The 20,319-nt window shown below is 69.7% G+C and carries 18 protein-coding genes; 4 read left to right on the top strand and 14 right to left on the bottom strand.

The genetic code is table 11. The features are described from left to right. Window position 1 precedes the first annotated feature (1 nt). The 7 genes from FHS00_RS05445 to dapA all read right to left on the bottom strand — a co-directional run bounded on the left by FHS00_RS05445 (window position 2) and on the right by dapA (window position 6,159). Complete coding sequence (locus tag FHS00_RS05445; protein WP_183470582.1) at window positions 2-1,105, bottom strand: DUF3618 domain-containing protein; 1,104 nt, start codon at window positions 1,103-1,105, stop codon at window positions 2-4. Then, the gene (locus tag FHS00_RS05450; RefSeq protein WP_183470584.1) at window positions 1,098-1,547 is read right to left on the bottom strand and encodes a phage holin family protein; all 450 of its coding nucleotides are present in this window, start codon (window positions 1,545-1,547) and stop codon (window positions 1,098-1,100) included. Before FHS00_RS05450 ends, FHS00_RS05445 begins: the two co-directional genes overlap by 8 nt. After that, on the bottom strand, window positions 1,544-2,371 hold the full coding sequence (locus FHS00_RS05455; RefSeq protein ID WP_183470586.1) for a hypothetical protein: 828 nt from the start codon (window positions 2,369-2,371) through the stop codon (window positions 1,544-1,546). The genes FHS00_RS05450 and FHS00_RS05455 overlap by 4 nt, the downstream gene beginning before the upstream one ends. Window positions 2,372-2,551: 180 nt before the next feature. Next, window positions 2,552-3,736: an amino acid aminotransferase gene (locus tag FHS00_RS05460; protein ID WP_183470588.1), complete on the bottom strand. Its 1,185-nt coding sequence runs from the start codon at window positions 3,734-3,736 to the stop codon at window positions 2,552-2,554. Between the two features lie 2 nt (window positions 3,737-3,738). After that, window positions 3,739-4,638 carry a 3-mercaptopyruvate sulfurtransferase gene (gene sseA, locus FHS00_RS05465; protein ID WP_183470589.1) on the bottom strand — a complete coding sequence of 300 codons (900 nt, stop codon included), beginning with the start codon at window positions 4,636-4,638 and terminating at the stop codon, window positions 3,739-3,741. A gap of 65 nt (window positions 4,639-4,703) precedes the next feature. Then, window positions 4,704-5,180 carry an SsrA-binding protein SmpB gene (gene smpB, locus FHS00_RS05470; RefSeq protein WP_183470590.1) on the bottom strand — a complete coding sequence of 159 codons (477 nt, stop codon included), beginning with the start codon at window positions 5,178-5,180 and terminating at the stop codon, window positions 4,704-4,706. A 103-nt stretch (window positions 5,181-5,283) separates the two neighbouring features. Continuing rightward, on the bottom strand, window positions 5,284-6,159 hold the full coding sequence (dapA, locus tag FHS00_RS05475; RefSeq protein ID WP_183470591.1) for a 4-hydroxy-tetrahydrodipicolinate synthase: 876 nt from the start codon (window positions 6,157-6,159) through the stop codon (window positions 5,284-5,286). Between the two features lie 147 nt (window positions 6,160-6,306). Between dapA and FHS00_RS05480 the strand changes: the two genes are divergently transcribed. Further along, window positions 6,307-8,406 (top strand): lytic transglycosylase domain-containing protein, encoded by a 2,100-nt coding sequence (locus tag FHS00_RS05480; protein ID WP_183470592.1) that lies wholly within the window; start codon window positions 6,307-6,309, stop codon window positions 8,404-8,406. Here the strand turns inward: FHS00_RS05480 and FHS00_RS05485 are convergent, their stop codons facing one another. After that, complete coding sequence (locus FHS00_RS05485; protein WP_183470593.1) at window positions 8,407-9,273, bottom strand: DMT family transporter; 867 nt, start codon at window positions 9,271-9,273, stop codon at window positions 8,407-8,409. Further along, entirely contained in the window at window positions 9,273-9,950 is a 678-nt protein-coding gene (gene mnmC2, locus FHS00_RS05490; protein WP_183470594.1) for a tRNA (5-methylaminomethyl-2-thiouridine)(34)-methyltransferase MnmC2, read from the bottom strand. The genes FHS00_RS05485 and mnmC2 overlap by 1 nt, the downstream gene beginning before the upstream one ends. A gap of 48 nt (window positions 9,951-9,998) precedes the next feature. Between mnmC2 and FHS00_RS05495 the strand changes: the two genes are divergently transcribed. From FHS00_RS05495 to FHS00_RS05505, 3 genes are all read left to right on the top strand, one after another. Beyond that, complete coding sequence (locus tag FHS00_RS05495) at window positions 9,999-11,057, top strand: NAD(P)/FAD-dependent oxidoreductase (RefSeq protein ID WP_183470596.1); 1,059 nt, start codon at window positions 9,999-10,001, stop codon at window positions 11,055-11,057. 71 nt (window positions 11,058-11,128) lie between these two features. Continuing rightward, entirely contained in the window at window positions 11,129-12,754 is a 1,626-nt protein-coding gene (locus FHS00_RS05500; RefSeq protein ID WP_183470598.1) for a thiamine pyrophosphate-binding protein, read from the top strand. A 102-nt stretch (window positions 12,755-12,856) separates the two neighbouring features. Further along, entirely contained in the window at window positions 12,857-14,233 is a 1,377-nt protein-coding gene (locus FHS00_RS05505) for an HWE histidine kinase domain-containing protein (RefSeq protein ID WP_183470600.1), read from the top strand. 18 nt (window positions 14,234-14,251) lie between these two features. Here the strand turns inward: FHS00_RS05505 and cobO are convergent, their stop codons facing one another. Genes cobO through cobN form a run of 5 tightly spaced genes read right to left on the bottom strand, consistent with a single transcriptional unit; the run spans window position 14,252 to window position 20,309 of the window. Continuing rightward, window positions 14,252-14,860, bottom strand: coding sequence for a cob(I)yrinic acid a,c-diamide adenosyltransferase (cobO, locus tag FHS00_RS05510; protein ID WP_183470602.1), 609 nt, complete (start codon window positions 14,858-14,860; stop codon window positions 14,252-14,254). 57 nt (window positions 14,861-14,917) lie between these two features. Further along, window positions 14,918-15,655: an LrgB family protein gene (locus tag FHS00_RS05515; RefSeq protein WP_183470604.1), complete on the bottom strand. Its 738-nt coding sequence runs from the start codon at window positions 15,653-15,655 to the stop codon at window positions 14,918-14,920. Next, a complete protein-coding gene (locus tag FHS00_RS05520; RefSeq protein ID WP_183470606.1) occupies window positions 15,652-16,002 on the bottom strand; it encodes a CidA/LrgA family protein in 351 nt (116 codons plus the stop codon). The genes FHS00_RS05515 and FHS00_RS05520 overlap by 4 nt, the downstream gene beginning before the upstream one ends. Window positions 16,003-16,053: 51 nt before the next feature. Further along, window positions 16,054-16,641, bottom strand: coding sequence for a nucleotidyltransferase family protein (locus tag FHS00_RS05525; protein WP_183470608.1), 588 nt, complete (start codon window positions 16,639-16,641; stop codon window positions 16,054-16,056). Beyond that, complete coding sequence (gene cobN, locus FHS00_RS05530) at window positions 16,638-20,309, bottom strand: cobaltochelatase subunit CobN (protein WP_183470610.1); 3,672 nt, start codon at window positions 20,307-20,309, stop codon at window positions 16,638-16,640. The genes FHS00_RS05525 and cobN overlap by 4 nt, the downstream gene beginning before the upstream one ends. Window positions 20,310-20,319 lie beyond the last annotated feature (10 nt).

Below are 20,319 nucleotides of genomic sequence, written 5' to 3' on the forward strand. Positions count from 1 at the left end.
ATCAGTGACCGCCGGCCTTCTGCCGGGCCTTCTCGGCCTCGGCCTGCGCGGAGGCGCCGACATCCTTCTTCTGGGCTTCGGACTTCGCGGTGTCGGCCACGTGCTCGGCCGCTTCGCGGGCGCGGCCCTGCACGTCGGTCGCGGCGTCCTTGAGGTCTTCCTGCACCGTGCGGGCGAGGCCCTGGGCCTGCTCCTTGGCGTCCTCGGCGGTGGCCTTGGCCACGTCGGCCAGCCGCGCGCGCTCTTCCTCGTAGACGCGATAGGCTTCGTCCATCAAATCGTCGCGATAGGTGCCGAAGGCTTCGTCTTCCTGCCGGGTGCGCGGCAGCATCGCGGCCACCGCGGCCCCGGCCGCCATCGCCAGCAGGCCGCCCAGCAGGGGCTGCTGGTCATACATGGAGGCGGCGCTGTCGCGGCCCTTGCGGGCATAGTACTCGGCCTTGACCTGCGCCTCATAGGCACGGGTGCGGGCAGCGATCACGCGCTTCTTGCCCTCTTCGGACATGCCATGCGTGCCGTCGGCGATCCGCTCGCGCAGGCTGCGGGCCGAGGCGCCCATCGACTTGCCACGGGCACGAGCCCGCTCGCGATACTCGCCGAACTTGCCACGGGCGCCGCCCATCGCGCCGCGGGCGCGGTCGCGCAGCGCACCGCCGCGGGAGCGGCTCTCTTCCCAAGGCGAATCGCCGTGATCCTCGGGCGTGGCGTGGACCGGGCCGCGCGGCTCGTCCATCTTGTCGGTGCCGTATTTGCGCGACAGGTAGGGGTCGGCGCCGAGACGGCCCGAACGGGCGTAATCGCGCTGGCCGCGATAATCGACCTCACCGGCATAATGCGGGTCGTCATGGCTCGAACGTGCGTTCGACACGGCGAGCCAGGCGAGGCCCGCGCCGACCAGAGCGATCGGAACCGGGTTGCGCTGCACGGTCGTGGAGATCGTGCGACCGATATCGGAGGCGTTGTCGGTGACGCTGTCGGTGACGGAGCGCATCAGCCCGTCGAAGGAAAGGCGCTCCTGCAGGTCGTCGATCGTGCGCTGCAATTCGGAACGCTCGGTCTCGATCTCGCGCTCGATTTCTTCGGGGGAACGGGTGGTGTCAGTCATTGATGGCTCCTTTGACGGCAGCGGCGTCGCGTCGGATGCTTTCGGCGCTGCGCTTGGGTGCATTGGTTACGGCCTTGACGCGGTTGATGCCGACTTTCACGAGGATCGCCGCGATCACGAGGATCACGCCGCCCACGATCAGCGCGGACCATCCCGCGCCGATGCCGGTTTCCGCCAGCCAGGCCACGAAGGCCGCGGCGAGGACATTGAGCGCGGTCAGGCTCAGGATCACGGCGCCGACCAGCAGGGCGATGCCCATCGCGGCGCGACTCACCGCACGCGACATCTCGGCCCGGGCGAGGTCGACCTCCTTGCGGACGAGGCCACTCACATGGTTGAGCGCCTCGGAGAGCAGCGCGGCCGTGCTCTTTGTCTCGACCCGGTGGACGGTGCCAGGGGGCTCCGTCCTGGGGTCGGTGCTCTGGGGTTCGGTATAGCTCATTTTTTCACCGCTCCGGTCGTGCCCGGCTGCGGCTTGCCGGGAATCTCGGGCTTCTCGTCGGGCATGTCGATGCCGCCGACGGGCATGGAGGACGGGTCCGCCTTGCCGGTGCCGCTACCCGAGGTGCCGCCGACGCCGCCGGTCGAGCCGGTCGCCGAGGCGGTGCCGGTGGAGCTGGTGCCGCCGACCGTTCCCGAGGTGCCGGTAGTCGCGCCGGTGCTGGCGGTGCTGCCCGTCGTACCGGTGGTGCCGGTCGGGGCCGGGCGCGGCGCGGCGCTGGTCACCGGCGAGGAGGTCGGCACGGGGCGCGAGATGCGGTCGTCCTCGTCATAGTCGTTCGGGGTCACGTCCGGGGCATAGCGGTCGTCGCGACCATGGCCGCCGAGGCGGTAGTCGTCGTGACGGGCGGAGGCCTTCATGAAGCGGGCCGCGACGAAGCCCAGAAGTGCCGCGCCACCGAGGAAGGCGGCCTGGTTGCGGCGTGCGAAGTCGTTGACGGCGTAGGCCATCTCGTCGAGTTCCATGTCGCGGATGCCGTCGGCGGTGTCCGCGACGGTGTCAGCGAGCTTCGCGAAGATCCGCTCCTGCGGGGAGCCGTCATGCAGATCGTCGGCCGCCTTGCGCAGCGCTTCGGCGATCTTCGACGTCTCGCTGGCGGCTTCGTTCTTGTATTCGCGGCCGTAATCATAGGCACGGGTCTTGGCCTCCTCGGCCATTTCCCGCGCCCGCTCACGGGCGGTGTCGGCGAATTCGGCCGCGCCGCTCTTGGCGTCGGCGGCCGCCCGTTTCGCCTTCTGGTCCATCGTCTCGCCAGTGCTGGCCATGTCGACCTCCTTGGGTTGCTGCTGGACAGTCGGCGCGGCGCGCCGTGTCCGTTTCGCTGGCAGAACCACCGGAGAGGAGCAAAAGTTTCGCGGATTCGTGAGGGAGCGGGGGAATCCGTACTAAAACGGAAAACGCCGCCCCGGGGGGCGGCGCCTGAATGCCTGCAAGGCTGATGGGAATCAGACCCCGGCGTCGATGATCGCGCGGGCCAGAATCGGGATGGTGCGGTCGTTCAGACCGGCGATGTTCATCCGGCTGTCGCCGACCATGTAGATGCCGTGATCGTCGCGCAGCCGCGCCACCTGCTCGGGGCTGGCACCCAGCCGCGAGAACATGCCGCGATGCTGGGCCAGGAAATCGAAGCGGTCGGAGTTCGACAGCTGCCGCAGCTCGGAGGCCAGCGCCTCGCGCAGCCGCAGCATGCCGGTGCGCACCTCTTCCAGTTCGGCCTGCCAGTCGGCGCGCAGCTCCGCGTCGCCGAGGATGGTCGAGACGATCCGCGCGCCGTGGTCGGGCGGGAAGGAGTAATTCTGCCGGTTCAGGTAGGACAGCGTGCCCTGCAGTGTGCGGGTCTGCGGCACGTCACGGCCGATGGCGATCAGGATGCCGGTGCGCTCGCGGTAGATGCCGAAGTTCTTGGAGCAGCTGGCGGCGATGATCACCTCGTCGAGCGCGCCGGCGATCAGCCGGGTGGCGCTCGCATCGGCGTCGAGCCCGTCACCGAAGCCCTGATAGGCGAGGTCGATCATCGGCACGAGGTGGCGCGCCTTGAGCGTCGCCACGATCTCGTCCCACTGCTCGGGCGAAGGATTGGCGCCGGTCGGGTTGTGGCAGCAGCCATGCAGCAGCACCACGTCGCCGGGCTTGGCCTCGGAGAGGTCGGCCATCATGCCGGCCATGTCGAGGCCGCGCGTCTCGGCGTCGAAATAGCGGTAGTTGCGGGTCTTGGCGTCGAGATGCTTGAGGATCGACAGGTGGTTGGGCCAGGTCGGGTCGGAGACCCAGATCGTGGCCTCAGGCGAGGCCATGCCGATCATCTCGAAGGCCTGGCGCACCGCACCGGTGCCGCCCGGCGTTGCCACGGCGGCGACGCGGTCGCGCGGCAGCGTGTCGGCCAGCACCAGGTCGATCATCGCGTCGGCGAAGGCCGGGTCGCCGGCCAGAGCGGTATAGCTCTTGGTTTCCTCGGTCTGGAGCAGCCGGGCCTCGGCGGCCTTGACGGCCCGCATGATCGGGGTGCGGCCCGAAGCGTCCTTGTAGACGCCGACGCCGAGATCGATCTTCTCGTCGCGCGGATCGGCCTTGTAGGCGCTCATCAGCGCCAGGATCTTGTCGGCAGGCTGGTCGGTCAGGTTCTCGAACATGTTCATCCTTCGAGGTTGTCTTCGGCGGGGCCGGAAATCTTGGCGGGGCCGGTCTCGACCGGCAGGTCGGGGAACATGCCCCATTCGGACCAGGAGCCGTCATAAAGCTGGTGGTCGGTCTTGCCGATCCGCTCGAGCGCCAACGACAGCACCGCCGCCGTCACGCCGGAGCCGCAGGTGGTGATCACCGGACGGTCGAGATCGACGCCCGCGCGTGCAAAGGCGGCGCGGATGCCGGGCTCGTCCTTCATCGTGCCGTCGGGGCGCAGCAACTCGCGGAAGAACAGGTTGCGCGAGCCGGGAATGTGGCCCGAGCGCAGCCCGGCACGCGGCTCCGGCGCGCCGCCCTCGAAGCGGGCGCTCGCGCGGGCATCGACGATGACATGGCTGCCGAGCTTGACCGCGCGCGCCACCTCGGTGGCGTCGACGGCCATGTCGCGGCGCGGGTTGATGGTCAGGTGCCGGTCGCGCAGCGGAGTCGGCTCGGCGGTGAGCGGACGGCCCTCGGCGCGCCATTTCGGCAGCCCGCCATCGAGCACCGCGACCTCGTCCTTGCCCATCAGCCGGAACAGCCAGCGCACGCGCGCCGCCGAGAACAGCCCCGCGCCGTCATAGACGACGATGCGGTGGCCGTCGCCGACCCCCATGGCGCGCAGCCGGGCGACGAATTTCTCGGGCGGCGGCGCCATGTGGGGCAGGCCGCTGCGGTGATCTGAGATGTCGTCGATGTCGAAATAGCGGGCGCCCGGGATATGCGCCGCGTCGTATTCGGCGCGGCCATCACGGCCGGTATCCGGCAGGTACCAGGAGGCGTCGAGGATCCGCAGGTCGGGGTCACCGAGCCGCTCGGCCAGCCAGCGGGTCGAGACGAGCGTGCGGGGGTCGTCGGCGGTCTCGGGCATGCGTTACCTCGGGTCGGGGCGCTCGGGCGGAGGAGTAGACCCGTGGCCCGCCGGGTGCAAGCGGCCTAGATCCCCTCGCGCAGCAGCCGTTGCTTCTGCCGGCCCCAGTCGCGCTTGGCCTCGGTGGCGCGCTTGTCGTGCAGCTTCTTGCCCTTGGCGATGGCGATCTTGAGCTTCACCAGGCCGCGATCGTTGAAATACATCACCAGCGGCACGATGGTCATGCCCTCGCGCTGGGTGGCGTTCCACAGCCGTGCAAGCTCCTTGCGCGAGACCAGCAGCTTGCGCTTGCGCCGCTCTTCGTGGCCGAAGGTGCGGCCCGCGTCATAGGGGGCGATATAGGCATTGGTGAGCCACAGCTCGCCATCCTCGACGGCGGCATAGCTCTCGGCGATGTTGGACTGGCCGGTGCGCAGGCTCTTCACCTCGGACCCCATCAGCTGGATGCCGCATTCGAGATCGCTCTCGATCGCATAATCGTAGCGCGCCCGCCGGTTCTCGGCGATCACCTTGTAATTCTTGTTCTGCTCTTTCTTGGCCATGCGCCCGATCTAGGGGCGCCACGCGCCCGAGTCCAGCGCGCCGCCGCCCTTCGCCATTCACTGGAAGATGCGGCGCGCCCGGACACGGCCGGGCGCGGTGGGGTCAGTGGCCGATCAGCCCGGCATGGCGCAGCGCGTCCTTGATCGCGAGCCGGGTGCCCTCGAGCAGCGGGGTGAGCGGCGAGCGCACCTCGTCGCGGCACAGGCCGAGCACCGACATAGCATATTTCGCGCCCGCCACGCCCGGCTCCATGAAGATCGCCTCGTGCAGCGGCATCAGCCGGTCCAGCAGGTCGAGCGCGACGTCGTAGCGGCCCCGGAGCGTCGCTTCCTGGAACTCGGCGCAGAGCCGGGGCGCGACGTTGGCGGTGACCGAAATGCAGCCCCGACCGCCATGGGCGTTGAAGCCCAGCGCGGTGGCGTCCTCGCCCGAGAGCTGGATGAAATCGACGCCGCAATGGATCCGCTGCTTGGGCACGCGGCTCAGATCGCCGGTCGCGTCCTTCACGCCGACGATCATCGGGTGGCGGGCCAGTTCGCCCATGGTGGTGGGCGTCATGTCGACCACCGAGCGGCCGGGAATGTTGTAGATCACGATCGGCAGGCCGCACTCGGCGGCGGCCATGAAATGCGCAACCAGCCCGCGCTGGGTCGGCTTGTTGTAGTAGGGCGTGACCACGAGCGCCGCGTCTGCGCCGGCGGATTTCGCCGCTTCGACCAGGCGTACCGTCTCGGTGGTGTTGTTCGAGCCCGCGCCGGCGATCACCGGGATGCGGCCGGCGGCGGTCTTCACCACGGTCTCGACCACGAGATCGTGCTCTTCATGGGTGAGGGTGGGGCTTTCGCCGGTGGTGCCGACGGGCACGAGGCCGTGGCTGCCCTGATCGATGTGCCATTCGACCAGTTTCTTCAGCGTCTCGAGGTCCACCTGGCCATCTGCGAAGGGGGTGACGAGGGCCGGGAGAGATCCCTTGAACATGCGAGAAATCCTGAGTCGGGGGGATGAAAATCGCGCGGACCCTAGACGGGATTCCGCTGCTTGCCAAGTTTGTGAATTGCGCCTTAACTCTGTATACCTAGGTTGGCGCACCATGCCGAGAGACACGGAATCCCGGAGCAGCCACGCATGATGACGACCCCCCGATTCTCTACCGCACTCGCCACCGCGCTGGGCCTGTTGGCCGCGCCTGCGATGGCCGATATCGAAGCGGCTCTCGACGCCGCCGAACGTCGCGACTGGGCGCAGGCCAAGGCCGAGGCGGCGCCGCTGGGCGCCGTGGCGCTTGACCTCGTGGCCTGGGAGAAGCTGCGCGCCGGTGCCGGCGAGTGGCCCGATTACGTCGCCTTTGTCGGCGCGCATCCCGACTGGCCCCGGCTGTCCGAGATTCGCGCCGAGGGCGAGCGCGACATGCCCAAGGGCCTGCCGCCAGAGCAGGTCATCGCCTGGTTCGGCGACACGGCTCCCGAGACCGGCGAGGGCGCGGTGCGGCTGGCCGAGGCGCTGATGGCGCAGGGCAAGCCCGACGCCGCCCGCGAGATGCTGGTCGAAAGCTGGCTGACGCTGGGCCTCGACGGCACCGGCCACGCCGCGATGATGGACGCCTTCGGCGACATCCTAGCCCCGCACCACGCCAAGCGGGTCGACGCCATGCTCTGGCGCTGGCGCATCACCGATGCCGAGCGGCTGTTCGACACGCTCTCGGCCGATGAGCGCAAGGTCGCCGAGGCCCGCGTGGCGCTGATCCGCGACCGCAACGCGGCGCAGATGCTCGGCCGCGTGCCCGAGCGGCTGCGCGACACGCCCGGCATCGCCAATGCCCGCTTCAACCGCTTCGCCGACAAGGGCGACTACACCGAGGCGCTCGAGATCCTCGAGCGGCACACCGGCAGCGAGAAGGCGCTGGGCGACCCGTTCCGCTGGGCCTCCTGGCGGGCGACGCTGGCGCGCTGGCTGATGCGACAGGGCGAGGCCGAGCGGGCCTACAAGCTCGCCAGCCAGCATTTCCTCGAAGAGGGCAGCTTCTACGCCGATCTCGAATGGCTCGCGGGCTATATCGCGCTGACCTATCTCGACGATCCGGAAAAGGCGCTGACGCATTTCAAGCATCTCGAGAGCGACGTCGAGAGCCCGATCTCGCTGGCCCGCGCCGGGTACTGGCAGGGCCGCGCGCGGGAGGCCACGGGGGCCTACGACCAGGCGGCGCTCGACTATGCCCGCGCGGCGCTGCACCAGACCGCCTTCTACGGCCTGCTGGCCGCCGAGAAGCTCGGCCTGACGCTCGACCCGGCGCTGGCCGGGCACGAGCCGGTGGCCGACTGGCGGCAGGGCGACTTCCTCGAGGACGACCGGACCCAGGCGGTGACCTACCTGCTCGATGCCGGGCGGTATGGCGACGCGCTGCGCTTCGTGGTCGAGCTGGGCCGGTCGCTCGATCGCGAGGGCATCGCCCAGCTCGGGCGAATGCTGATGGAGCGCGACGAGACGCATCTGGCGCTGACGCTGGGCAAGGCCGCGGCCTACCGGCAGATCGTGATCCCCGAAATCTATTTCCCGCTGCATGCGTTGGCCGAGACCGAGATGCCGGTCGCCCCCGAGCTGGCGATGTCGATCGCGCGGCGCGAGAGCGAGTTCAACATCGGCGCGGGCAGCCCGGTGGGCGCCCTCGGGCTGATGCAGCTGATGCCGGCCACCGCCGAGGAGGTCGCGGGCTGGATGGGCTTGCCCTATTCTCGGGCCAAGCTGACCAGCGACTGGCGCTACAACGCGAAGCTCGGCTCGCGCTACCTCGCCTATCTGGAGGAGACCTTCGGCCAGAGCCCGGTGATGATCTCGGCGGGCTACAACGCAGGCGCCTCGCGGCCGCGCACCTGGATGGCCGAGCGTGGCGACCCGCGGATCGGGCAGGCAGATGTGGTCGACTGGATCGAGCACATCCCCTTCACCGAGACCCGCAACTACGTGATGCGGGTCAGCGAATCGATCCCGGTCTATCGCGCCCGGCTGACCGGCGAGACCGGGCCGGTGCGGTTCTCGGACATTCTCAACGGCAAGCCGCCCCATGTGCGGCCGCAGGCGCGGCAGGCCGATCTCGACACCATGCCGCCGGCCCCGGTGCCGCCGGCGGTCGAGGTCACGCCGCAGGGGCGCGCCTCGACCATGTCGATCTCGGACCTCGCGCCGCTGTCGATCGACGGGATCCGTCCCCCGCAGCGCCCGGCCGAGTGATCACCCGGCCTTGCGGTGGGTGCGGATCAGCGTGAACACGCCCGCGCCCACCACGATCAGCGCGCCAAGCGCGACGTTGGGCGCGAGCGTCTCGCCGAAGGCCACGAGCCCCAAGCTGGCGGCGAAGGGCAGCTGCAGATAGGCGAAGGGCTGCACCGCCCCGGCCTCGGCCACCTCGTAGGTCTTGATCAGCAGGAAGTGTCCGCCGGCGCCGGTGACGCAAAGCAGCGCCATCACCGCCCAGTCCCATCCCATCAGCGGCTGCCAGTTGGGCAGGCCGATCACGGTCATCAGCACCGCACCCGACACCCCCGTCCAGAAGAAGCTCGTGGCCGCCGCGTCGCGCCGCGCGACGTAGCGGGTAAGCAGCCCGTAAAGCGCGAACATCATCGCCGCGATCATCGGGAACAGCGCTGCGGGCGAAAAGACACCGAAGCCGGGCCGCAGGATCACCAACACCCCGGCAAAGCCGATGCCGATGGCGACCCAGCGCCGCCAGCCCACGGATTCGCCCAGCACCGGGCCTGACAGCGCGGCGATGAGCAGCGGGTAGACCGCGAAGATGGCGTGGCTCTCAACAAGGCCGAGATAGACGAAGCCGATCACCATCACACAGATCTCGCCCGCCAGCAGCAGGCCACGGAAGGCCTGCAGCAGCGGCTGGGAGGTGCGCGCGGCAGCCCGGACCGAGCCCTTCTGGTGCCGTGCGATGGCGATCACGAAGGCGGCGAAGAACCAGTAGCGGATCATCACCACCATGAAGACGTTGTAGTTCTCGGCCAGATAACGCGAGATCCCATCCTGCATTGCGAAGACGAAGGTGGTGATCGTCATCAGCAGGATTCCGAGGCGGCTGTCGGTCCGCATCACAGGGGCCTCCGGGCGATGGTCATGTGGCGCTTGCGCCCGAAGCCCGGCGCCCGCGTCACCTCGAGCCCGGCGGCGGCCAGCGCCCGGCGGACATGGCCGGCGGCGGTGTAGCTCGCCAGTGTGCCGTCCGGTGCGGTATGGGCCGCGACCTCGGCCATCAGCGCGTCGCCCCACAGTTCGGGGTTCTTGGCCGGGGCAAAGCCGTCGAGGAACCACGCGTCGGCGTGGCCGTCATGTCCGGGCAGCGTCTCGCGCGCGTCGCCCCGAACGATCTCCAGGGTCACCGCGCCGTCGAAGACATATGGCCCGGGGCCATCCTCCAGCACCGCGACGAGGCGGGCCGAATAGGGCGCCAGCGTCGGAAACGCGGCAAGGGCCCGGGCGGTGTCGGCGGGTGTCATCGGAAAGGCTTCGAAGCTGGTGAAACGCAGGGTGCCGCCCGGCTGCGCCGCTTCCCAGGCTTCCCAGGCGGTGAGAAAATTCAGCCCGGTGCCGAAGCCCGTTTCCATGATCCGGAAATCTCCGCCGAAGCGCTCCGGCAGGCCGTTGCCCGCCAGAAACACGTGCCGCGTCTCGGCCAGCCCGTCCTGAATCGAGAAGTAGGGATCGTCGAAGCGGGTCGAGACCGGGATGCGGTCGTCGCGCCACGAGAGCCCGGCCTGCTGGTCGTTCATGCGCGTCTGCCTTAGGTTGCGCCTTCGTGATGGCGGGGGCGGCGGTCGATGGCAAGCGTGGATCTGACGGTGATGGGGGCAGGGGCCTGGGGCCTCGCGGTCGCGGTGGCCTGCGCCCGTCGCGGTGCGCATGTGCGGGTGATCGACCCGGCGGGTCCGGCCGCCGGCGCCTCGGGCGGGATCGTCGGCGCGCTGGCGCCGCATGTGCCCGAGCAGTGGAACGACAAGAAGGCGTTCCAGCTCGAGGCGCTGCTGATGGCCGAGGCGTATTGGGCCGACATCGCGCGGCTTTCCGGTGCCGATCCCGGCTATGCCCGTACCGGCCGGCTGCAGCCGCTCGCCGACGCGGCGGCGGTGGCGCGGGCCGAGGAACGCGCACGCGGCGCCGCCGATCTTTGGCAGGGACGGGCCGAATGGCGGGTGATCGCGGCCCATGAAGGCGGCTGGGGCGGCGACTGGGCGCCGGCGAGTCCAAGCGGCATGCTCGTGCACGACACGCTGACCGCCCGGCTGCATCCGCGCCGCGCGACACTGGCGCTCGCGGGCGCCTTTGAGACGCTGGGCGGCGAGATCGCGCGCGAGGGGCTGCCGGAAGGGCCGGTGGTCTGGGCCACGGGCGTCGCCGGGCTCGAAGAGATCTCGGCGCTGGCTGGCAAGACCGCCGGGACCGGCGTGAAAGGGCAGGCGGCGCTGCTTCGGGCGCGCGGCTTCGACGCCGCCGATATGCCCCAGCTCTTCGTCGACGGCCTGCACGCGGTGCCGCATGCCGATGGCACGGTGGGCATCGGATCGACCTCCGAGCGCGACTATGACGACGGCGCCGCGACCGATGCGCAACTCGACGAGCTGATCGCGCGGGCCCATGGGATTTGCCCTGCGCTGGCGGAGGCCGAGGTCGTCGCGCGCTGGGCCGGGGTGCGGCCCCGGGCGAGGAGCCGCGCGCCCATGCTGGGCAGCCATCCGTTCCGCGACAACGCCTTCATCGCCAATGGCGGCTTCAAGATCGGCTTCGGCCTCGCGCCGCTGGTGGGCGAGGTGATGGCGGATCTGGTGCTCGAAGGGCGCGACCGCATCCCCGAGGGCTTCCGACCCGAGGCCAGCCTCTGAGCAGCGCGGTGGGCATCTTGTCCCCTCTGTCCCGGCCCGGCATGGTCGGCCCGGGATCGGAGGAGATGAAGATGCGGCACGGTGGAAAGATTCTGGTGGATCAACTGGTCCGGCTCGGGGTGGAACGGGTGTTCTCGGTCCCGGGCGAGAGCTTTCTGGCGGTGCTCGACGGCTTGCACGACGCCGAGATCGCCAACGTGGTCTGCCGCCAGGAAGGGGGCGCCGCGATGATGGCCGAGGCGCATGGCAAGCTGACCGGGCGGCCCGGCGTCGCCTTCGTCACCCGCGGCCCGGGCGCGACCAATGCCAGTGCCGGCGTGCATGTCGCCCGTCAGGACAGCACGCCGATGGTGCTCTTCGTCGGCCAGATCGCCCGCGCGGACCGCGACCGCGAGGCGTTCCAGGAGGTCGATTACCGCGCCATGTTCGCCCCGCTGGCGAAATGGGTGGCGGAAATCGACGACACCGCGCGAATCCCGGAATATGTCGGCCGCGCCTTCGAGGTGGCGATGTCGGGCCGCCCCGGCCCGGTGGTGCTGGCACTGCCCGAGGACGTGCTGTCGGGCGGCGCCGAGGCGCGCGATCTCTCTCCCGCTCCCGAGCGGCTGGCCCCTGACCTGTCGGCGGCAGCGGCGCGGATCGTCGAGAGGCTAAGCCGGGCCGAGCGTCCGCTCGTCGTGGTCGGCGGGCCGCACTGGTCGACAGAGGCTGCCGCAGATCTCGCCCGCTTCGCACAGGCGCAGGGCCTGCCGGTGGCGGCGGGATTCCGGCGGCAGGACTACATGGACAACCGGCATCCGCATTACGCGGGCGACCTGAATGTCGGCATCAACCCGGCGCTGGCCGAGCGGGTGCGCGCTTCGGACGCGCTGCTGGTGCTCGGCTCGCGGCTGGGTGACATCGAGACACAAGGGTTTTCGCTGATAGACCCCGCCGGGCACGACAAGGCGCTGATCCACGTCCATGCCGATGCGGACGAGATCGGCCGGATCTGGCGGCCGGAGATCGCCGTCACGGCGCGGGCGCCCGAGATGGTGGCGGCGCTGGCAGCGCAGGAGCCGGCCGGTCCCGGCAGGTCGGACTGGATCGGCGCGGCGCGCCTGGGCTACGAGAGCTGGCTCACCCCGCGCGAGACGCCCGGCGCGGTCCGGTTGGAAAGCGTCGTCGGCTGGCTGTCGGAGAATCTGCCCGAGGACGCGATCCTCACCAACGGGGCGGGCAATTACGCCGGTTGGCTGCATCGCTACTTCCGCTTCAAGCGGCCCGGCACGCAGCTTGCGCCGACCTCGGGCTCGATGGGCTACGGCTTTCCTGCCGCGATCTCGGCCTCGCTCGAGCATCCGGACCGCGCAGTGGTCTGCCTCGCCGGGGATGGCTGTTTCCAGATGACGCTCAACGAGATGTCGACCGCCATCCAGCACGGTGCCGCGCCGATCGTGATCGTCGCCAATAACGGCCGCTACGGCACGATCCGCATGCATCAGGAACGGCACTATCCGGGCCGGGTCTCGGGCACCGACCTTGCCAATCCGGATTTCGCCGCTTTGGCGCGGGCCTATGGCGGGCATGGTGAAACGGTTGAGCGCGACGAGGACTTCGCGCAGGCCTTCGAGCGGGCCCGGGCGTCCGGTCGCCTCGCGGTGATCGAATTGCGGCTGGACCCGGCGGCGCTCTCGACCGGGCGGGATCTGGAATGAAGCCCGTACGCTCGCGCACAAAACATGGCTGCGACTGTCGTGGCTGTTCAAACCGATGAGGCGAACATATAGCTCAGTATCTTGGATAAGCAGTTGGACCGAATGACAGAGCTGACGGAACTGGACGGTGAGGCGGATCATCTGGAGCTGGTGCTCGCGGTAGGCGAGATCGGGCTGTGGAGTCTCGACACGACCACCGGCCGGGCCTGGCGAAGTCTGCGGCACGACCGGATCTTCGGCTACGAGACCCTTCTGCCGTCCTGGAGCTATGACGATTTCCTGAACCATGTCGTCGAGGATGACCGCGAAAGGGTTGCTGCGACCTTCGGCGCGGCACTGCGTGACCGGACCAGCTGGTCCTTCGACTGCCGTATCCTGCGCGCCGATGGCGTGGTGCGCTGGATCGCTGCGCATGGTCGGCACCTGAGCGATCCCGAGACCGGCCATGTGCGGATCATCGGCCATGTGATCGACATCACCGAGAGCAAGGAAGCCGAGGAGCGGCTGCGCCTGCTGACCTCGGAGCTCAATCATCGCACGCGCAACATGCTCTCCGTGCTGCAGGGCATGGTGCGCATGTCGGCGCGCCGCGCGGAGTCGGTGACGGATCTGGAGCGCAGCCTGCTGGGTCGGATGGAAGCGCTGTCGCGCAGCCATGCGCTGACCGTGCAGCTCTCCGACAGCGCGCTCAGGGTCTCGGACGTGGTTGACAGCGCGATGTCGCCCTTCGCTCCCGAGCCGGACCGGTTCTCGATGAGCGGCGCCACCGGCGCGACGCTGGAACCCAAGATCGCCGAAAGCTTGTCGCTGGCGCTCTACGAACTGACCACCAACGCCATCAAGTACGGGGCGCTCAGCAACGAGACCGGCCGCGTGTCGGTCGAGGTGAGCCGGCTGGCCCCGGGCCGCGCCCGCGTCGTCTGGCGCGAGAGCGGCGGACCGAGGGTGACGGCGCCCGAGCGGTCCGGCTTCGGCTCGACGCTGCTGCGCTCGATCCTGCGCGCCGAGGAGGGCGAGGTCCGGGTCGATTTCGCCGAAGAGGGCGTGATCTGCACGATCGAGCTGCCGGTCGGCCAGGACGCCGCCGAGAGCGAGCGCGCGACCCAGGGCGAGGCCCGGCTCGCCGGACGGCGGGTGATGGTGGTCGAGGACGAGTTCCTGATCGCGATCTCGCTGGAGATGGCGCTGGGCGAACAGGGCGCGCTGGTCGAGGGGCCGTTCACGAAGCTCGACGACGCGCGCCGCGCGGTGTCGAGCCGGCCCGACGCGGCGGTGCTCGACGTGCGGCTGGGCAGCGATTCGAGCCTACCGCTGGCCCGCGACCTCGCGGCGCTCGGCGTGCCGCTGCTCTTCGTCACCGGCAATGTCGACGGCGAGGAGCTCAAGCAGGAGTTCCCGCGCGCGCAGGTGCTTTCCAAGCCGGTCAGCGAGGATCGCGTCGTAGCCGAGCTGAAGCGGCTGATCGAGCGGCCTGACTGAGCCGGATTGCGGGAGGGGTCAGAACTCGACCCCTCTTTGCGCCTTGATGCCCGAGCGGAATGGGTGCTTCACAAGCTCCATCTCGGTGACGAGATCGGCCGCCTCGATCAGGTCCTCATGCGCGTTGCGGCCGGTCAGCACGACATGCGTCATCTCGGGCTTCTCCTCGCGCAGGAAGGCCACCACCTCCTTGATGTCGAGATACTCGTAGCGCAGCGCGATGTTGATCTCGTCGAGCAGTACCATGCGGATCTCGGGATCGCGGATCAGCTCCTTGGCCTTCTCCCAGGCGGCCTGGGCCATCTCGGTGTCGCGGGTGCGGTCCTGGGTCTCCCAGGTAAAGCCTTCGCCCATGGTGTGGAACTGGCAGACATCGGAGAAGCGCGACAGGATCAGGTCACGCTCGCCGGTGGACATCCCGCCCTTGATGAACTGCACCACCGCGCAGGGCATCTCGTGGGCGATGCAGCGGAAGATCATGCCGAAAGCGGCCGACGACTTGCCCTTGCCCTTGCCGGTATGGACGATGACCAGGCCCTTTTCGTCGGTCTTGGTGGCCATGATCTTGTCGCGCGCGGCCTTCTTCTTGGCCATCTTGGCGGCGTGGCGGTCGGTATCGTCGGTCATGGCATGGCTCCTCTTCGGGCCGCCAGACTGCGCCGCCCGGGCGCGGCGCGCAACCCGTCAGCCGGCGAGAAGCGCGACCAGCCATGGCGCCAGCAGCGGCGCGATCAGCGCCGTCAGCAGCGCGTTGAGACCCATGCCGATGCCCGCGAAGGCACCCGCCGTCTCGTTGACCTGAAACGCCCGCGCCGTGCCGATGCCATGCGCCGCGACACCGACCGCGAGGCCGCGCGCGCGCCAGTCGCGGATGCGGAACAGGTTCAAGAGCGGTGTCGCTACAACTGCACCGGTGATGCCGGTGATGATCACCAGCACCGCCGTCAGGTTGGGTGCGCCGCCGATCGTCTCGGATACGCCGAGCGCCACCGGCGCGGTCACCGATTTCGGCGCCAGCGACAGCAGCGTCTCGCCCCTCAGCCCGAAGGCGGCGCCGATGCCGACCGCCGTCACCAGCGCCGTCACCGACCCCGCCGCCAGCGCCGCCAGCATCGGCCAGAAGGCCGAGCGGATCAGCCGCAGATTGGCATAAAGCGGCACGGCGAGCGCCACGGTGGCCGGGCCGAGCATGAAATGCACGAATTGCGCGCCCTCGAAGTAGTTCTGATAGGGTGTGCCGGTGAGCCGCAGCAGCACCGCCAGCAGCGCCACCGCCACCAGCACCGGGTTCACCAGCGGCTTTCGCCCGGCGCGACGAAAGGCGAGATCGCCGAGGCTGTAGGCGACCAGCGTCGCGGTGAGCCACAGCAGCGGATCCTGGCGCAGATAGGTCCAGATCTCGGCCGGATCGGCGGGGGTCATTCCGGAGCTCCGGTCAGCCGCGCCACTGCGAGGAAGACATAGACCCCGGCCATGATCGCCGCGATGGTCGATAGAAGCAGCGCCGCGATCAGCGCCACGCCATGCTGGCCCAGCGTGTCGAGATGGCCGACCACGCCGACGCCCGCCGGCACGAAGAGCAGCGACAGGTGCGACAGCAGCCCGGAGGTCGTCGGGGCGATCCGCTCGGCCAGCTTCGGACGCAGGATCAGCGCCGCGAACAGCAGCGCCATGCCGATGACCGGGCCCGGGACCGGCAGGCCGAGGCCCCTTGCCGCGACCTCTCCCACGAGCTGGCAGGCGAGCAGGACGACGAGGTTGACGATCATGGGGCCTCCGGGCGCTTGGGTGCCCTCACTCTGGAGCCGCGAGGCGCCCCGTCAAGCGTGCGGGCCTTCGGGCCACGGCTCGACCGTCAGTTCCGGCCAGCAGGCCTTCTGCCGCGCTGCCTTCGCCTCATGGGTGGCGCGATTGGGCAGGATCGGGTTCGGCACCAGTCGCATCGCGAAGATGTCCTCGAGGCCATGGGGCGCATAGATGTCGAAGCCGTCATCGGCGCGCAGCCGCATGCCAAGGCAATGGGTGCGCGACGCAAAATGGTCGATCCCCTCGCGGCTGTTGGCATAGTCGGGACAGGCATGGCCGAAATGGTCGCGATACCACAGCGGCACGCGGGCCTGGTTGCGGATCTCGACCGGCGGGGTGGGGGCGAAGAACGGCACGCCGCGGCGGATCACGCCGTCCTCCGCTTCCCAGCTTGTATCAGGGTCGAAATAGAACAGGTCGATGTCCTTGACCCCGTGCAGCGTGGGCCGTCCAGTCAGCGTGTTCCACACCGCGCCGTAGAGCGCGCCCGAGACGATCCACCAGTCCGGTAGGTCGAGGTCGCGCGCGGCGCGGAAGGCGGCCATCAGTTCCGGTGCGGCCCGGACGATCCCGACCAGCCGCGCTTCCAGCGCAGCGCTCATCGCAGCGCCTCAATCCGGGCGCGGGCAGAGTTCGAGCGCGGCTGCCACAGCCCGCGATCGATCGCCTCCTGCAGCCGTTCGGCGATCTCCCTCAACGCAGGCGGGTTGTGCTCGGCAATGAAGTCGCGCGTGTCCTCGTCGGCCAGTACCGCCTCTTCGACGAGGTCGAAATGGTGGTTCTTCACCGCCCGCGTGGTGGCCGCGAAGGCAAAGAGGTAGTCGACGGTCGCCGCAATCTCGAAGGCGCCCTTGTAGCCGTGCCGCTTCACGCCATCGATCCATTTGGGGTTCACCACGCGAGAGCGGACGACGCGGGCGATCTCCTCGTCGAGGCTGCGGATCACCGGTCGCTCGGGGCGGGAATGGTCGTTGTGATAGATCGGGCGTTCGCGGCCCTGAAGCGATGCCACCGCCGCAGCGGCGCCGCCCTCGAACTGGTAGTAGTCGTCCGAATCGAGGATGTCGTGCTCGCGGTTGTCCTGGTTCTGGACGATCGCCTCGACCTGACCCAGCCTTGCGGCAAAGCCCGCGCGGTCGGCTTCGCCCTCCTGACCCGCGCCATAGGCGTAGCCGCCCCAATCTAGATAGGCGGCGCCGAGATCGGCGCGGTCGTTCCAGATCCGCTCGTCGATCAGTGCCTGCAGCCCCGCGCCATAAGCGCCGGGCTTGGAGCCATAGACCCGCGCGGCGCTTTCGCCCGCGCGAATGCGGGCCGCGGCGGGGTTGGTCTCCTCGGGCTCGTCGAGCGCCTGCACGGCACGGGCCGCGCTGTCGACCAGCGCCACGAGCTGCGGAAAGGCGTCACGGAAGAAGCCCGAGATGCGCAGGGTCACGTCGACGCGGGGACGGCCGAGCACGCCCTCGGGCAGCACCTCGAAGCCGGTGACGCGGCGGTTGGCGCTGTCCCATGTGGGCTTCACGCCCATCAGTGCGAGCGCCTGCGCGATGTCGTCGCCGCCGGTGCGCATGTTGGCGGTGCCCCATGCGGTGACCAGCATCGCGCGTGGCCAGTCGCCGTGATCCTGCAGGTGCTTTTCGATCAGCAGGTTCGCCGATTTCCAGCCCAGTGCCCAGGCGGTGGGCGTCGGCACGGCGCGCGCATCCACGGAGTAGAAGTTGCGCCCGGTCGGCAGCACGTCGGGTAGCCCGCGCGTCGGCGCGCCCGACGGGCCGGGCGCCACGGCGCGGCCATCGAGACCGGTGAGCAGGCCCGTGCCTTCGGCCGGGCCGCAGGCGGCGATGGCTGGGCGGAGCTTGGTCTCGATCTCGTCCAGAACGGCAGCCGAGGCGGGGCCGGGGGCTGGGGACCTGCCGTCGAGCAGCCGCTGGCACAGCTCCTCCAGCCGCTCCACCGTGTCGCCGTAGCTGCGCCAGCTGCCCTCGCCGGAGAGCGTCTCGGGGCGCGGGCCGGTCCAGTTCGCGGCCATGTCGCAATCGAGCGGGTCGAAGTCCAGCGACAGGTCGCTGGCCAGCGCGCGCAGCAGCGAGGCACCGCCCGGATGCGTGCCGCGCGGGACACGCGCCAGCGCGATGGCCAGATCGCGCTCCTGACGCCCCTCGGGGGATTGGCCGAAGACATGCAGCCCGTCGCGGATCTGCGCCTCCTTCAGCTCGCACAGGAAGGCATCGAGCTTGGCGAGGTCGGTGTCGGCCTGGCCCGAGAAGCCAGCATCTGAGGCAAGGCCGGTGGCTTCGGCAAGGCTCAGGATCTCGCGCCGCAGATGGGTGATGCGGCGCGGATCGACGCCCGCCGCCTCGTAATATTCATCCACCAGCGCCTCGAGATCGCGCAGCGGGCCATAGCTCTCGGCGCGGGTCAGCGGTGGCGTCAGATGATCGATCACCACCGCCTGCGCGCGCCGCTTGGCCTGCGTGCCCTCGCCGGGATCGTTGACGATGAAGGGATAGAGATGCGGCGTGGCGCCCAGCGCGATCTCGGGCCAGCAGGTCTCGGACAGCGCCACCGCCTTGCCCGGCAGCCATTCGAGGTTGCCATGCTTGCCCATATGGACCACCGCGTCCGCGCCCCAGCGATGCCGCAGCCAGAAATGGAAGGCGAGGTAGTGATGCGGCGGCACGAGGTCGGGCGAGTGGTAGGTCTCGGTCGGGTCGATGTTGTAGCCGCGCGCCGGCTGCAGGCCGACCACGGCATTGCCGAAGCGGTGCAGCGAGAGGGCAAAGCCCTCGGCAGTCAGGAAGGGGTCGTCGCCCGGCGGGCCCCAGCGGTCGAGGATCTGGCTCTTGGCGGCCCAGGGGAGGTCGCCGAAATACCGCTCGTATTCCTCCAGCGGCAGCACCTCGCCGCCTTCGCGCGCGGCGCGGTCGGTGAGCCAGTTGGTCGGGCCCGCCATCAGCCGGTCCATCAGCGCCTGCGCGTCCTCGGGCAGATCCGCGACCGCATAGCCCGCGCCTTGCATCAGCTTGAGCGCGTGGACCGTCGCGGCAGGGGTGTCGAGGCCGACGCCATTGGCCAGCCGCCCGTCCTTGTTGGGGTAGTTGGCGAGAACCAGCGCCACCTTGCGCGCAGTGGCGGGCGTCTCGCGCAGCCGCGCCCAGCGCGCGGCCAATTCGGCCACGAAGCTGATCCGGTCGGCGCGCGGTTGCCAGGTGGCGACGCGGCATTGCGTGACCTCGTCGAAGAAGGCCTCGCCCTTGAAGCCGATGGCGCGGCTCAGAATGCGGCCGTCGACCTCGGGCAGGGCCACGTTCATGGCGATGTCGCGGGCGGACAGGCCGGCCAGCCCCTCTTCCCAGCTCTCCTCGCTGCTTGAGGCCAGAACGATCTGGAACACCGGGGCGCCATTGGCCTCAGGCGCCGCCAACGGGTTCGGCGCGCCGTCCTCCGACGCCGTGGCGCCACCGGTCGCAAAGCTGGTGGCGTTCAGGATCACCGAGGGCGGGGCCGCCTCCATCAGCCCGGCCAGCGTGTCGCGCGAGACCGGGTCCTTGAGCGAGGCCACGAAGAGCGGCAGCGGGTTCAGGCCCTGCCGCAGCAGCGCGCGCACCAGCCGGTCGATCGGTGCGAGCTGACCGCCCTGCAGCAAAGCGCGGTAGAAGACGACCGGCACCACCGGGGCGCCGCCTGTCCATGCCTCCCGTAGACCTTCCAGATCGGCGATGCCCAAGCCGGGCCAGTAGAGCCCGGCGCGCAGCAGCGGGCGAGCGGCCTGCGGCGGTTCGGTGCCGTCGAGCATGTGTTTCGCATAGCCGAGGAAGGCGCGCGCGTTCTCGGGACCGCCCTCCACGAGATAGGCCCAGAGCGCGTCGTAATCCTCGGGTTTCACGGTCGACAATTCGCGCAGCTCGGGGTCGGGCTTGTCGTCGCCGGGCAGGGCGACGAAGGGCACGCCCGCCTCGGCGAGCCGCGCTGCGTATTGTACGAGGCCGTATTTCCAGTAGTTGGAGCCGCCCAGAACCCGGGCCACGACGAGGCGAGATCCGGTGGCGCAGTCGTCGAGATGCAGGTCGACCGACATCGGGTGCTGCAGGTGCATCAGGCTCGCCAGCCGCAGCTCGGGCGCGTCCGTCATCTGCGCCCGCGCCGCGCTCAGCGCGGCGAGTTCGGTGTCGGCGGCGGAGATGACGACGAGATCGCCGGGCGTCTGGCCGAGATCGACGGCCTCGGTGCCGTCGGAGACGGTGCCCGGCGTGGCGGCGAGAAGATGCATGGCGGCCCTT

Origin of the sequence: Limimaricola variabilis (assembly GCF_014195545.1) — a bacterium.
Taxonomy (GTDB): Bacteria; Pseudomonadota; Alphaproteobacteria; order Rhodobacterales; family Rhodobacteraceae; genus Limimaricola; species Limimaricola variabilis.